The sequence below is a fragment of the Flagellimonas amoyensis genome, assembly GCF_003058265.1.
GTDB classification, from domain to species: Bacteria; Bacteroidota; Bacteroidia; order Flavobacteriales; family Flavobacteriaceae; genus Flagellimonas; species Flagellimonas amoyensis.
Window position 1 is genome coordinate 80823 of the sequence record NZ_QBUK01000004.1, and the last position, 15156, is coordinate 95978.

Genomic DNA, 15156 nt, shown 5'->3' on the forward strand with positions numbered 1-15156 from the left:
AAGTTGTCTTTTCCCATACACTGGATAGACAATCCGTTTGATTCAATATTCAAAACTGAATAAAAAATAAAGGTTTTGAAAGTCAATTTTTTATTTATTCAAAGTTTTGGGTATATTCAAATATAATTATCTTAGCTTCCAATATCTTTAACACTAACACGCCTTTAACCATGTCCAAAAAAAAATCCACTATTGACCGTAGGTTCATTATTGTACAAGAACTTGACCAAAAAGGAAAAGTTGATATTAGTGAACTATCCAAAAAATTCGGCGTAAGTGAGGTTACCATACGGAATGACCTGGCCCAATTGGAGACCAAGAACATATTGGTCAGGGCAAGAGGCGGTGCATTGAAAATTGATCCCGTTGGCGTGGACTACACCATTGGGGAGAAGGATAAAATCAACATCAAGGAAAAGCAATTGATCGGTTTAAAAGCGGCCGAATTTGTCAATGAAGGGGACACCATCATGATCGATTCGGGAACCACCGTGATGCAATTGGTCCGGAACCTGACCAATAAGCAGGACCTGACCGTGATCACTAATGCTCTAAACGTTGTGAACCACATCTACAACAACAGCAACATCCAGATCATTATTCCTGGTGGTTTTTTGCGAAAGAAATCCTTTTCATTGATTGGCACACCCGCTGAAAGAAATATCAAGAACTACTTTTGTGACAAGCTCTTTTTGGGTATCGATGGCCTGGATGCAGATTATGGACTTTCCACCCCAAACGTTGAGGAAGCGCATTTGAACGGCACCATGATAGAAATGTCCAAACAGGTGATTGTAATGGCAGATTCCAGCAAAATTGGGAAAAGGAGCTTGGCCTTTATTTGTCCTGTTTCCACCATAGACGTCCTGATTACCGACAGTGGCATTACCGATCAACAAAAAGCTGACTTGGAAAACATCGGGATCAGGGTAGTAATCGCCTAATCCCCAATATCAGGTTTTAAATATCAAAGTGAGCCCAAATACCCAATGAGCTTGCTGTACATGATATAGACCAAGATACAGATCAGCACAAACCCCACTACCGATACAATATTCTGATATTTGTTGTTGGTGTATTTTCCCATGATGCCTTTGTTATTGAGCACCAAGAACAATCCAATGGCAATCATGGGTACGGCCATTATGGAAGAGGCCTGCGCCATGATCAAGGAATAGACAGGACTTCCGCTGGCACTGGAAGCATAGATGGCTATCCCCATCCCCGCAATAAGGATGATCACCGTAAACAGTTTTGGGACTTTCTGCTCCATGGTCTGCCCAAGGCCCAAACCATCGGATAGTAAACCTCCTCCGATCACAGCATTGACCAACAACGACGAAAATGCAGCTGCACTGAACCCAATGGCGAAAACATATTTAGCGTAACTTCCCAAGAGCATTTCCAATTGAAGGGCCATGTCACTGGCAGAGTTGACTACAATTCCCAGTGGTTTCAAAGTGGTTGCCGCTGTGGCAATAACAAAAATGGACATGAGGGAAAGTAGAAAAATACCCAGATTGGAATCGCGGGTCGCCTTTTTCTTATCAGCTATCTTCCATCCCTTATTCTGCACCAAGTAGGATTGATACAGCGCGCTGTTCAATACAAATGTGGTCCCTGTGATGGCAGCCAACTCTCCCAAATTATCCGTTGAGAACGGCTTTGGCACAAAACCTTGCGCAATGGAAGCCAAGTCGGGTTTTATAAAAATAAGGTTGACCACAAAGGCCAAGATCATGATCATCACCACATACATCATTATTTTTTCCAGCACCTTGTAGAGGTTCTTTCCAAAGAAAATCAATACAATGGCCAAAGCAGTGAACACAATGGGCCAAACGCCGGCATGTATGCCCGTTAAAGTTTCCATACCCATTCCAATCCCGAGATTGTTCCCAAATTGAAAACTTAAAGTGGCCACAAAAGAGCTGATCCCAATGGTCATGGAAAACCACTTGCCATATTTTTTGGAAATCACCGTCAGAATGGACTCATCATGCAACAGTCCGAAACGGGTACCCATGTTGGTGTAGACTGCCATGGAAATGGCCGCTATCAAAATGACCCACAAAAAATCATACCCTATGGTGCAGCCTATCCTTGCCGACGAGGTGAGGCTTCCTGGCCCCAAAACCACGGCAGCGATAATGAATCCCGGACCAAATGCCCTAGCTATACTTTTTAATCCCATATATTTTGAGTTGTTTCCACTGTTTTAGTCCATATGGCATAGTTTCTTGAAAGGTTTGTAGGTCATCCAATTTCAAACTATACGTATCTTAGGTTTTTGAACAGCTTTGTTTTGAACGTAGGCTTTTCAATGAAACATTGAAATTTCTTTCAAAACATTACTTTTATAAATCTATTTATTTTATTTTACTTATTATTGATTCAAATATAACTTATTTAATCTTACTTTTTAAGGTTAAAATGTTTCATTAGCTCGCTTATGACCTATACATCAAGATTTCACCGCAATGCAACCCTCCTATACACCTTAGGCGCCCTGCTCCTCCTTTTCGGATGCACTTCCAATTCCAAGAAAACAAAAGTCACCATCGAAGAAAAAGCTGGGGCACCAAGAGCTCTGGAATATGTGGAAGTGGCCTTGCCCGAAGGGTTGGAGAGTGTGGTCGCTCTGCGGGAAATTGGTTCAAACACGACCATTTTGGGAATACGCTTGCAAAATCCGGCCCAAGCCAATGAGGGAAACCATTATCTTTTCCCCCTTTCCATGGATGCTTATGAAAAAAAGGCATTCACCGTAGAAGCGGCCGAAGGGGAAACTATCACCTCTGATTTGAGCATAGCTGGCCAAGGCATGGCACTACTCGTTGAAAACGAACACTTCAAAGCCGATTTCAATGTACCAAGAAACAATCCGGAAAGCGGTCTTTTCCCTGGGCAATTATCCGCCATGTTCCTAAAAAAGAAACAGATACTACTGGAACGGGATGAAAACGACATGCACTGGTCCCCCAACTTCCAAAAAACCACTGGACATTACAAGACCATCGGGCATTTGGACAATGAGCATGCCCAGATACTGGAGAAAAATGCCTACCGCTTTTCCACGGAAAAGAAAGGCCATGTGGCCGAATATGAAGAAATAGACCTGACAGGGCAGTATACCTTCTATGCCCAGCTCCCCTATTTTCTCTATACCTCTACGATGGAAGTGAACACAGATGTAGCACTTCGTTTGCTTCGCAATGATGAAATGACCATGAACAAAACATTTACCCATGTCATTTATCCCGATGAAACGGGTACTGAAAAATACATTCCCCTCTATGATGAAAAGCAGATGGATTCCCTTACGAAATCCCCGCTAAAGGACAATTTGGACTGGATGGGTTTTGTGGACAAGGAACGTGGCTTTGGGTTGATCAGTATTCGGTTGGTCTATGACAACTCCAACTTGGATGGCGGACCATCCCCATTGTTCGATCCCCAAACCAAAATTTCCTTGGGGGCCAACGAAGGCAGGTATTGGAACAGGGTATTGATCAATGACAGCATCACCCAAGTCCCTAAAAAAAGTAGGTACCATGAGTTGAATGCCTATTTGACCATAGATGATCTAAAAGGAATCAAGGGACAAATCGAAACATATCGGAAAAGTTTGCAACACCCTCTGGAGGTTTCCATTGAAATAGAATAGCCACCGGCCTTTCATTCTTCCAAGAAGAATTTTGAGAATCCTTCGCTGTTCCATTGTCTATAAGCACCTTGAAGCTCAACCACCATGAAGGCCTCGAGGCCTGGAACCTGCTGTACCACTTTTTCGGCCTGAAGTATGCCCAATACGCTAAATGCAGAGGCCATCGCATCGGCCATGGTCCCGTTTGGCGCAATGACCGTCACCTGCGTTTGATTGCTGAGTGCAAGTCCCGTTCTGGGATCAATGATGTGGGAATATTTTTTTCCCTCGACCAGCATGTGTTGGTAAAGATCCCCTGAGGTGGCCACAGCTTGGTTCCGTAATTTGACCTTCCTGAAAACCGATTCCCCATTTTTGGTTGCATGGGTAAAACCCAAAGTCCAATAGGCTTTATTTGGAGGAGGATCCCCTACAGTGATATCGCCACCCATGTCCACCAAGGCCATCGTTACCCCATGTTCCTTCAACAGCAAAATGACCTCATCCGCTGCGTAACCTTTACCAATCCCTCCAACATTGAGCTGCATTCCTGCTCTTTTTAAGCGGACCGTATCCTGACCAAAAAGTTCCAAATTGGAATATCCCGACCTTTGCAAAGCATCCTGTATATCGACTTCAGCAGGAAGGGTTCCTGAAGCCCGTGCTGTTTTCCAAAGTGCAATCAAAGGACCAAGGGTAATATCGAAAGCTCCTTCGGTCAACCGTCTATATTCCAAACTTGATTCCAACAACCGATAAAAATCCCGACTTACCCGAACCTTTTGAAAAGGGGTTTTATTCAGGCGATTGATTTCGCTGGAATCCACATAATCACTCAAAGTTTGGTTCAGCGCATCGATACGATCAAAGGCCAATTGGGCCAGAGTATCCGCCTTTTGCCTATCCGAAGTATAGAAGACCAAGCCGATTTGTGTGCCCATCTGCCGGTATTGATACTGAAATCGCTCTTGACCACACCCCGGTTGCGGCAACATCAAAATACCCAAAAGAACAGAACACAAAAAGGCTTTCATAGCAACAAATTACAACTCCTTGATGACATCTTAAAACAATAATGGCATACGATGGGTAAACCTAACAATTGATCATTCCAACGGTGATGGCCAACCCTCCTTCGGCCGTTTCCTTATACTTGGAATTCATGTCCTTGGCCGTTTCCCACATGGTGGAAACCACCTTGTCCAGAGATACTTTTGCCTCTCCTGGGTCCGAGTTCAGGGCCAGTTCGGCTGCAGTGATCGCCTTTATGGCGCCCATGGAATTGCGTTCGATACAGGGAATCTGTACAAGCCCCCCAATGGAGTCGCAGGTAAGCCCCAAATGATGTTCCATCGCTATTTCCGAAGCCATCAACACTTGCTCGGGAGTGCCCCCCATCAGTTCCGTGAGCGCCCCCGCCGCCATGGCCGAGGACACCCCGATTTCTGCTTGGCAGCCACCCATGGTCGCAGAGATGGTGGCCCCCATCTTAAAGATACTGCCAATGACCCCAGCCACCAGAAAGAACTTCTTGATGTGTTCCCAATCCGCATCGTGGTTCTCAATGGTCAGATAATACAGCAAAACGGCCGGCACAACCCCAGCACTTCCGTTGGTAGGAGCGGTGACCACTCTTCCGAAGGAAGCATTCTCCTCATTCACGGCCAGCGCAAAGCAGCTCACCCACTGGAAAATCTGTCGGAATTTAATGGGCGTTTTTCGGATGACCTCTACCCACTCCCGCGACGTGGAATATTCCAAATCGATTTTAAGGTTTTGATGCAGCTTGGCAGCCCTTCTTCTTACATGCAGACCTCCGGGAAGGCTCCCTTCTGTGTGACAGCCTTTATAGACACACTCCAGCATGGTCCCCCAAATCTGATGGAGTTCCTTATCGATGTCCACATCGTTTCGCAAGGACAGTTCATTTTCAAGAACCAATTGGGAAATGGAAAAGTTGTTCGCATGACAAAACTTCAACAGATCGGCCCCTTGTTTTGCAGGAAAAGGCAATACTTTCAATGCCTGCAGATTTGGAACAGGAGGAGTGCCATCCACTTCCTCCACAAATCCTCCCCCTATGGAGTAGTATGTTTTCGACTTCACTTCACCGCTGTCCAATATTCCTTCGAACATGAGCCCATTGGCATGAAAAGGAAGAAATTCCTTGTGGAAAACAATATGCATCGATGGATTGAAATGAATATCCTTCATCCCTCCCAAAGTAAGCCTATGGGTCTGGTTCACTACATCCACAACAGCATGGATATTGGAAATTGGCACCGTCTTGGGGTCGGCTCCGGTAAGCCCCAGCATTACGGCCAAGTCGGTTCCATGGCCCTTTCCGGTGAGAGAAAGGGAGCCATATAAATGCACCATTACCTCATTGACCTTATTCAGTGCCGCCCCATCTTCCAACCATTTTAACCAGCGTTCTCCGGCCAGCCAAGGGCCTAGGGTATGGGAACTTGAGGGACCTACCCCTATCTTGAGCATATCAAATACGCTGATGTATTCCATGTTGCAACATTTAAAAATAGACCCATACGGCCAAAAAGCGGCCCGAAAATCGGGACGGTCACTAAATAAATCCTAAAAAGACACAAAAATAAGTTTATATAACTATTTGTCTTTATTTTTCTTATTATATTTATCACCAATTAAAGGTTATGAAATTTTTATGGCCAAAAAAAGAATAGAATTTGTATTATAGCACAACCATCAGATGTTTGTGTTTTTAAACATCAACAGATGGATATCGGTTTAGATACAGATAAAGGGGCCATGCCTCACCAAATTTTAAAATGTTAGCATCATGAATAATAGGAACCATGCAGGTAGAAGGGATTTTATCAAGAAAACGTCGGCTGCTGCTTTTGGAAGTGTGTTCATACACCCTTTAGCAAGCAACATGATATCCCATGATGTATCGGACAAAGTCATAAAAGTTGGTCTGGTAGGTTGCGGTGGACGTGGTGCCGGTGCACTTTTTGAGGCACTCACCGCTTCGCCACAGGTAAGGGTCGTTGCCATTGGCGACACCTTTGATGACATGGCCAAAGGGGTATACACCCTACTCAAACAAAATTTCAATAAACAATGTGACGTTTCCCCCGAAACCTGTTTTGTAGGATTTGATGCCTACCAAAAGGTCATAGCGTTGTGCGATGCTGTGATCCTCGCCACCCCTCCCCCTTTCAGACCACAACATTTTGAGGCCGCCATCAATGCCAACAAACACGTATTCATGGAAAAACCCGTGGCAGTAGATGTACCCGGTTTCCATAAAGTCATGGAAATTGGAAAATTGGCAGACCAGAAAAAATTGAATGTGGTTGTAGGGCTTCAGTTCAGATATGATATTGGCAACCAGAAATTGGTAAAAAAAATTGAAGGGGGAGAGATTGGCGACATTACCTCCATCAGCACCTATTACAATGTGGGAGCCCCCAAAGTGATCCCCCCACAACCCCAACAGACCGAAATGGAGTACCAAGTTCGGAACTGGCGCTATTTTACTTGGTTATGGGGCGGACAATTGGCCGGACAGGCCATACATCAAATAGACATGATGAACTGGATCATGAAAGACTTCCCCGTAAAAGCATTGGGCAATGGTGGCCGATTGATCTATAACGGACGTGACAACGGCGATGCCTATGACCACTTTTTCATAGAATACGAATATGAAAATGGTGTGAAAATGTTTTCCCAATCCCGTAACATGAACAATTGTGATGACAAGATGGGATGGACGATGAAGGGCACCAAAGGAATGGCCAATGAGCGACAAGAACTGTTCGACCTCAGCGGAAAAAACTTTTGGAGGTACAGAGATCGAGGTGATCTGGGAGCCACACAAATTGAGCAAAATGTATTTATAGAATCCATTTTGAACAACACCCACATCAACAATACGGAATATGGGGCCAAGAGTTCGTTGACCACCATCATGGGACGAATGGCTGCCGAAACCGGCAAGGAGATCACCATGCAGGAACTGCTCAAATCGGAAGAAAGTATTGTACCCAGCGACATGTCCTGGAACTCAAAGACAATAAAATTCCCGGACGAGAATGGCAATTACCCCATCTCAAAGCCCGGAATAGGCAATTGAACCCGGTAACGGCAACAACCTAGGCCAGTATTTGCCGATACCTCAATTTCAAAACAGGATTTGCCCATTTTCAAAAAATCTGGACGGAGCTCTTCAATTGTGACCATAATAAATCCATATCCAATCTCCATTTAAGGAATCCAACCCAGTGTATCCATGAAAAAAAAAGTTGTTCTTAAAGATATTGCCAAGGAAGTAGGGGTTTCCATAGCCACTGTGTCCTACGTACTTTCGAATGGAAAGGATGGCAGGATAGGCAAAGAGGTCACCGCCAAGATAAAAAAGGTAGCCAAAGAACTGGACTACCAACCCAATTTGATTGCCAAAAGTTTGAAAAGCGGCAAGACCAACACCATAGGCCTGATTGTCACAGACTTGTCCAATCCATTTTATGCCCATATCGCACGGATCATAGAAGATGAAGTCACCCAACTCGGATACACCTTAATGGTCAGCAGTTCGGACGAGAAGGCCGAGAAATCATGGAACCTGATCAAGTTCCTCATGCACCGGCAAGTGGATGGTTTCATCATTGTACCTACCGCGGAGTCCGAAGATCAGATAGAACACCTTAAGGAAAAGAAAATCCCATTTGTATTGATCGATCGTTATTTTCCCGAAATCCCGTCCCATCATGTTGTAGTTGATAATTATACATCCGCCTACAAAGTTGTGGAAAACCTCATTCAAACCGGAAACACCAAGATAGGCATACTCACCCAAGGCAATTCCCTTTCCCATATGAAGGAACGGACAAGAGGAGCCATTGCCGCCATGGAAAAACACCACCTTACCATAAACCCAACATGGCTTAAGGAAATCAATTTCGATTCTGTCGAGGAAGATATCGCCAAAGGCATAGAAGACCTGTTGACAGGAGATGACCCCGTAACCGCCATTTTCTTCGCTTCCAATAGTTTGGCCATTCCTGGAATAAAAAAAGTGAACCATTTGGGTCTAAAGGTACCCACAGATATCACCATTGCAAGTTTTGATCAAGGCGAAGCCTTCGACCTATACTATTCTCCCATCACCTATGTGCATCAACCTTTGTCCGACCTAGGAAAAGAGGCCGTACACATCCTGACCACAGAAATCGCATCTCCTGGATCGGGCTACCAACAGGTCAATCTCAACGCAAAAATGGTTGTCAAAGAATCTTCCAGAAAGGATTTGATATTTTAAAACAAAGGAATTAAAAGAATTTAACAACAAAAACTCTTTCTTTTCTTTATTATTAAAACGATTAAACCTATATTTGGTAAAATATCCTTATGATATGATTGCCCTACACCTCTCCTATGGATGGGATACAGGCTTCCAACCCATAAGAACGCACAACATGAAAACAAACAAACTCATTATGCTCCTAGGATTGGTATGCCTTTCCTCTTGCCGACAACAGGCTAAAAAAAATGAAACCATGAATGAACAACCCACCCATCAAGAAGGGAGCTTTGGACACGACCTTCATTTTTTACAGGAGCATGACCCAAACTTGGTCTTATTGCAATCGGACAGTTCCCTTGTTGCGGTATCCCCAAAATTCCAAGCCAAGGTGTTCACCTCATCCGCAATGGGTCTAGAGGGTAAAAGTTTTGGCTGGATCAATTACGAGGCATTCGGGAAGGAGGACCCACACATGAACGCCTATGGTGGGGAAAACAGATTTTGGCTAGGTCCTGAGGGTAGCAAATTCTCACTCTTCTTCAAATCTAGGGACGAAATGGTCTTCGACAATTGGAAAACCCCGGCCCCTATCGATTCCGAAAGCTGGAACGTGGTCCAACAGAGCGAGGGCAACGTGCAAATGGAAAAGCAGATGACCTTGAAGAATTACGCCGATGCTTTGTTTGAGATGAAAATCGAACGAAACATCAGCATACTGGATGCACAGCAAATAAGTAACATGTTGGGCATCAGCACTAATGGGATACAATCCGTAGGATTTTCCACCTCAAACAAAATGACAAATACCGGAACAACTGCATGGACAGAGGAATCCGGGGCACCTTGTATTTGGATGTTGGATATGTTCCCCCCATCCTCCAAGACCATGATCGTAATACCCTTCAATGGCAACGTCAAGGGAAAGGTGGCCACGACCGACTACTTTGGTGAAATTCCCGAGGATAGGATACAATATGCCGACAGCATCCTTTTTTTCAAGGCAGATGGAAAATCCAGGGGAAAACTGGGCATTCCTCCCAAAAGGGCCAGAAACGTGGCCGGCAGCTATGATGCATTGAACCACATACTTACCATTGCCCTTTTTGATGTTGATGAAGAGGCCACTTACCTCAACCAGGAATGGAGGACCGACAAAGATCCTTTTGACGGGGACGCCATCAACGCCTATAACGATGGGCCCTTGGAAGATGGTTCCCAAATGGGCCCCTTTTATGAGATTGAAAGTGTGTCGCCCGCGGCATTCCTTTCACCACAAGCCAGCTTGACACATAACCATAACCTGTTCCATTTTACGGGAGATGAAAAAATATTGGATGGAATAGCCCAAAAAGTACTTGGGGTGGACATCCAGCGCATAAAAAACAAACTGTAAACCAACTGAACCAGAATTTAGAGACGATGTCCATAAAAAACGAATATCCCAAAATTGGTATCCGCCCCATCATCGATGGAAGACGTGGCGGGGTTAGGGAATCCCTTGAGGATGTGACCATGAACATGGCCAAGCGCGTTGCCGCACTTTTCAATGAAAATTTAAAATACCCTGATGGCAGTCCTGTGGAATGCGTCATTGCCGATTCGTGCATTGGTGGCGTCAAGGAAGCCACGGATTGCGATAAAAAATTCAAGTCCCAGAACGTAGGGGTCTCCCTGTCCGTAACACCTTGCTGGTGCTATGGTACCGAGACCATGGACACGGACCCTTATATGCCAAAGGCCATTTGGGGCTTCAACGGCACAGAACGCCCAGGAGCCGTCTACTTGGCCGCAACCTTGGCCGCACACAACCAAAAAGGCCTTCCCTGTTTCGGCATATATGGCCATGATGTTCAGGATATGGACGATGCCGCCATTACGGAAGATGTGAAGCAGAAACTTTTGAGTTTTGCAAAGGCAGGTTTGGCCGTTTCCCTCATGAAAGGAAGGTCCTATCTGGCCATTGGAGGAGTATCCATGGGTATTGTCGGCTCTGCCGTAGAGCCCGATTTCTTCCAATCCTATCTGGGGATGCGCAACGAATATGTAGACTCCACCGAAGTGTTCCGAAGGATAGAACAGGGCATCTATGACAAAGAAGAATTTGAAAAGGCACTGAAATGGACCAAGGAAAATTGTAAGGAAGGTGCCGATCCCAACGAATCGGAAAAACAAAGGTCGCGCGAGCAAAAAGATGATGATTGGGAATTTGTGGTGAAAATGACCCTCATTATCCGTGACCTGATGGAAGGCAATCCAAAACTTGAAGAAATGGGCTTTGCAGAAGAAGCACTGGGGCATGATGCCTTGGTTTCTGGTTTTCAAGGTCAACGCCAATGGACCGATTTTCTGCCCAATGGGGACTTTTCGGAAGCCATCCTCAACTCGTCATTCGACTGGAACGGAATCCGTAAACCCTACATGGTGGCCACGGAAAACGACTCTTTGAATGGAGTTTCGATGCTCTTTAACCATCTGCTCACCAACACGGCCCAGATATTTGCCGATGTAAGGACCTATTGGAGTCCAGAAGCAGTGGAACGCGTTACAGGATGGGTGCCCAATGAAGCCGCATCCAAAGGATTCATCCACTTGATCAACTCCGGATCGGCCACTTTGGACGGCACTGGGCGTATGACCAAAGACGGAAAACCCGTATTGAAGCCTTTTTGGGAAATCACTGAAGAGGAAAAGCAAGGTTGCTTGGATGCCACCACTTGGTATCCCGCCAATTTGGGTTATTTCAGGGGCGGGGGCTACTCCTCCAACTTCTTGACCAAGGGAGGAATGCCCGTTACCATGTGCCGTATCAACTTGACCAAAGGCCTTGGACCTACGCTTCAATTGGCCGAAGGATGGACCATAGACCTTCCTGAAGAGGTACACCACACTTTGGACCAACGAACCGACAAAACATGGCCCACAACCTGGTTTGTTCCAGAATTGACAGGCAAAGGCGCCTTTACCGATGTCTATTCCGTCATGAACAACTGGGGATCCAACCACGGTGCCATCAGCTACGGACATATCGGTCATGACCTGATCACCCTTGCATCCATGTTGCGCATTCCAGTATGTATGCACAATGTGGCACCAGAGCGAGTGTTTAGACCTTCTGCTTGGAATTCCTTCGGAATGGACAAGGAAGGCAGCGACTATCGAGCTTGCGAAAATTATGGACCCTTGTACTAATCGCCATGATCAAGCAACTAGATAAAAACATCGCCCAAAAACTTCCTCTGATACGACCGGGAAATACAGTTCCGTTTATTTTAGTGACCAGCCTTTTCTTTTGGTGGGGCCTGGCCAACAATATGACCGACACCCTATTGGCGGCGTTTAAGCGGATCATGAGCATGACGGACTTTCAAACGTCCTGGATCCAAATGGCCTTTTACGGTTCCTATTTCCTGTTGGCCTTACCTGCAGCCATCCTGATCAAGAAATACAGCTATAAAACTGGCGTTCTGGTCGGTTTGGGATTGTTCATTCTGGGATCTGTGCTGTTTTATCCGGCCAGTATCACCATGGTATATGGGCATTTTTTAGGGGCATTGTTCATCCTTGCGGGCGGACTTTCCATTCTGGAAACTTCTGCCAATCCCTATATCATTTCCATGGGATCCGAAGAAACAGGGACCAGAAGATTGAATTTGGCGCAATCCTTCAACCCCTTGGGTTCCATTTCAGGTGTGATCCTGAGCAAGATCTTTATCCTTTCGCATTTGAACCTTTCCAGTGCCGAAGAGCGTGCCAATATGGCCCCGGAACAGTTGAAGGCAATCCAATCCGAAGAACTGGTCTCCGTGATGGGTCCCTATGTAGGTGTCGCATTTTGCCTGTTGTTGATATGGATCGCAGTGAAGTTCACCAACATGCCCGTGGGCTCCGATGAAGGCACCAGCCTAAAACTTCTGCCCAGTATCAAAAGACTGGTGGAGAAAAAAAATTACCGCTGGGCCGTCATAGCACAGTTCTTTTATATGGGTGCCCAAATCGGGGTATGGTCGTTCACCATCCGCTATGTGATGCAGGAACTGGGCAGTAACGAAGACAACGCGGCCAATTATTACATGGCCTCATTGATCTTGTTCTCCATTTCCCGGTTCATTTTTACAGCACTGATGAAATACATATCCCCCAGAAAACTGCTTCTAATCAGCGCAGTGGGCGGCGGCATTTGCACTTTGCTCGTAATGGTCACCGGAGGGATTGTGGGCGTTATCTGCCTTGTGATGATCTCAGGGTTTATGTCCCTCATGTTCCCCACCATTTATGGATTGGGAATGAAGGGTCTGGGCAAGGATACCAAATTGGGTGGATCCGGATTGATCATGGCCATCTTGGGAGGTGCCGTGCTCACTACCATACAAGGCCAGCTATCGGACTGGACCAGCAGCATCAATATTTCCTTTAGCGTACCGTTGATCTGTTTTATGGTCGTCATGCTGTACGCTGGGATTCAAAAAAAAATAGATTTCCAAGTGTGAACCTAGTAGCCACAGCGATATGTCTGTTATGAACTCGATAGAAAACAATGCGACCGATTATGTGATAGGTGTGGATTTCGGAACCAATTCCGTTCGAAGCATTGTAGTGGATGCCCACACAGGGGAAGAAATGTCCTCATCCGAATTTGCCTTTCCCCGATGGAACGAGGGAAAATATTGCAATGCTTCAGAGAACATCTTCAGGCAACACCCACTGGACCATATAGAAGGGCTCACACAAAGCATTCAAGGCGCATTGAAGAAAGTAAGCCGGGAGGTGGTCGATAAGGTAAGGGCCATTTCCGTGGCCACGACCGGCTCCACCCCCATTGCGGTAGACCAAAACGGAACTCCCCTGTCAATGCTGCCAAAATTTGAACACAATCCAAATGCGATGTTCTTCCTTTGGAAAGACCATTCCGCCATCAAGGAAGCATCGGAAATAAACGAGCACGCCAAAAATTTTCAAACCGATTACCTAAAATATGTAGGGGGCACCTATTCCTCCGAATGGTTCTGGGCCAAACTGCTCCATGTCCTCAGAAAGGACACTGAAGTCAAGGAAGCTTGCTGTTCTTGGGTGGAACACAGTGATTGGATACCGTTCCTGCTCACGGGAGGGGATAACGTTCAGGATATCAAAAGAAATGTATGCGTTGCGGGACACAAGGCACTTTGGGCCGAAGAATTTGGAGGCCTACCTCCTGAGGAATTCTTGGCAACGCTGGATCCTTTGCTCGCCGGGTTCAAGAAAAAATTGTTCCATACCATTTATACATCGGACCAAGCGGCCGGGCGATTGTCCAGCAAGTGGGCCGATCTTTTGGGGCTATCAACAGATGTTCTGGTAGGTATTGGGGCCATGGATGCCCATATGGGTGCCGTAGGTGGCCAGATAGAGCCTTATTATCTGAGCAAGGTCATGGGAACATCCACCTGCGATATGATGGTCGTACCCACATCCGAGATGGAAAACATCTTGGTCAATGGAATATGTGGGCAAGTTAACGGTTCCATCATCCCTGGCATGACCGGGATGGAAGCCGGACAGTCTGCTTTTGGCGATATTTATTCCTGGTTCCGGGAACTGATCTCTTGGCCGTTGGAAAAATTGGTCCCAAAATCAACCATTGTGGATGCAGAAACGGCCCAAGCATTGATCAACGAAATAAAGAACAACATCTTGATGGAATTGGGCCAAGAAGCCGCCCGTATTCCCATTGATGAAAATACCGAACTATCCTTGGATTGGATGAACGGAAGAAGAACGCCCGATGCCAACCAGTTGGTTAAGGGAGCCATCCAAAACATCAACTTGGGGACAGATGCCATCAGAATGTACCGAAGTTTGATAGAAGCCACCTGTTTTGGTTCCAAATGCATTGTGGAACGGTTCAGGGAGGAAGGGATACCCATCAAAGGCATCATTGCTTTGGGTGGTGTTGCCCAAAAATCCCCACTGGTGGTACAAATGATGGCCGACATTCTGGGAATGCCCATCAAATTGAACCGCTCCGAACAGACCTGCGCCTTAGGTGCGGCCATGTTTGCGGCCACCGTGGCCGGCATCTATCCAAAAGTAGAGGATGCCATGGCCCAAATGGGCTCAGGTTTTGGAAAGGAATTCATCCCAGATATGCACAAACACGAATTATACCTGAAACGTTTTGACAAGTACAAGGCTTTGGGCAGTTTTGTGGACCGAACACTGATAAATCATGAAATCGCAATTTGAC

At 45.9% G+C, this 15156-nt stretch carries 11 protein-coding genes; 8 read left to right on the forward strand and 3 right to left on the reverse strand.

The window, feature by feature from the left end:
- Positions 1-170 precede the first annotated feature (170 nt).
- On the forward strand, positions 171-944 hold the full coding sequence (gene agaR, locus DB398_RS06800) for a transcriptional repressor AgaR (RefSeq protein ID WP_108423645.1): 774 nt from the start codon (positions 171-173) through the stop codon (positions 942-944).
- A gap of 23 nt (positions 945-967) precedes the next feature.
- On the opposite strand, the gene DB398_RS06805 is transcribed toward agaR, so the two are convergent.
- The gene (locus DB398_RS06805) at positions 968-2194 is read right to left on the reverse strand and encodes an Nramp family divalent metal transporter (protein WP_108423646.1); all 1227 of its coding nucleotides are present in this window, start codon (positions 2192-2194) and stop codon (positions 968-970) included.
- Between the two features lie 258 nt (positions 2195-2452).
- Between DB398_RS06805 and DB398_RS06810 the strand changes: the two genes are divergently transcribed.
- On the forward strand, positions 2453-3667 hold the full coding sequence (locus tag DB398_RS06810; protein ID WP_108423647.1) for a hypothetical protein: 1215 nt from the start codon (positions 2453-2455) through the stop codon (positions 3665-3667).
- Between the two features lie 11 nt (positions 3668-3678).
- Here the strand turns inward: DB398_RS06810 and DB398_RS06815 are convergent, their stop codons facing one another.
- Both DB398_RS06815 and DB398_RS06820 read right to left on the reverse strand, forming a co-directional pair.
- Positions 3679-4587, reverse strand: a complete 909-nt coding sequence (locus tag DB398_RS06815) for an FAD:protein FMN transferase (protein WP_159076338.1) — start codon at positions 4585-4587, stop codon at positions 3679-3681.
- A 154-nt stretch (positions 4588-4741) separates the two neighbouring features.
- Positions 4742-6166, reverse strand: coding sequence for an L-serine ammonia-lyase (locus DB398_RS06820; RefSeq protein ID WP_108423649.1), 1425 nt, complete (start codon positions 6164-6166; stop codon positions 4742-4744).
- Between the two features lie 295 nt (positions 6167-6461).
- Between DB398_RS06820 and DB398_RS06825 the strand changes: the two genes are divergently transcribed.
- The 6 genes from DB398_RS06825 (at position 6462) to DB398_RS06850 (ending at position 15155) form a co-directional block, all read left to right on the forward strand.
- A complete protein-coding gene (locus tag DB398_RS06825) occupies positions 6462-7763 on the forward strand; it encodes a Gfo/Idh/MocA family protein (RefSeq protein ID WP_108423650.1) in 1302 nt (433 codons plus the stop codon).
- Between the two features lie 156 nt (positions 7764-7919).
- Positions 7920-8948: a LacI family DNA-binding transcriptional regulator gene (locus DB398_RS06830; RefSeq protein ID WP_108423651.1), complete on the forward strand. Its 1029-nt coding sequence runs from the start codon at positions 7920-7922 to the stop codon at positions 8946-8948.
- Positions 8949-9186: 238 nt separating this feature from the next.
- Positions 9187-10326, forward strand: a complete 1140-nt coding sequence (locus DB398_RS06835; RefSeq protein ID WP_199913362.1) for a DUF6786 family protein — start codon at positions 9187-9189, stop codon at positions 10324-10326.
- A gap of 26 nt (positions 10327-10352) precedes the next feature.
- Positions 10353-12122: an L-fucose isomerase gene (locus DB398_RS06840; RefSeq protein WP_108423652.1), complete on the forward strand. Its 1770-nt coding sequence runs from the start codon at positions 10353-10355 to the stop codon at positions 12120-12122.
- A gap of 5 nt (positions 12123-12127) precedes the next feature.
- Positions 12128-13420, forward strand: coding sequence for an L-fucose:H+ symporter permease (fucP, locus tag DB398_RS06845; RefSeq protein ID WP_108423653.1), 1293 nt, complete (start codon positions 12128-12130; stop codon positions 13418-13420).
- Between the two features lie 28 nt (positions 13421-13448).
- Positions 13449-15155: a ribulokinase gene (locus tag DB398_RS06850; RefSeq protein WP_108423654.1), complete on the forward strand. Its 1707-nt coding sequence runs from the start codon at positions 13449-13451 to the stop codon at positions 15153-15155.
- The last annotated feature ends 1 nt before the right edge of the window (position 15156 follow it).